1 protein-coding gene is annotated in these 294 nt (G+C 46.9%); it reads left to right on the top strand.

The features are described 5' to 3' along the window. Nucleotides 1-294 (top strand): amidohydrolase family protein (locus C1E99_RS10030; RefSeq protein WP_153060187.1); only part of this gene is annotated, 294 nt, incomplete at both ends.

Genomic DNA, 294 nt, shown 5'->3' with positions numbered 1-294 from the left:
AGAAAGTGATCGCTTGGCTGTGATTGGTGGGTTGAAATCTGGTGTTATCTCTGTCATTGCGACGGATCATGCTCCTCATCACGCAGATGAGAAAAACGTAGAGGACCTTACGCAAGCTCCTTCAGGAATGACAGGCTTGGAAACCTCGCTTTCGCTTGGCCTGACTCACTTGGTAGAAGAAGGGCATTTGACACTCGTGCAATTGCTGGAGAAAATGACGATTAATCCAGCCAAGCTCTATGGTCTTGATGCTGGCTATCTTGCTGAAAATGGCCCAGCTGATCTTGTTATTTT

It is taken from the genome of Streptococcus suis, from assembly GCF_002964045.1.
In the GTDB taxonomy this organism is placed as follows: domain Bacteria; phylum Bacillota; class Bacilli; order Lactobacillales; family Streptococcaceae; genus Streptococcus; species Streptococcus suis_U.
This window is presented reverse-complemented; position numbering and strand designations above follow the sequence as displayed.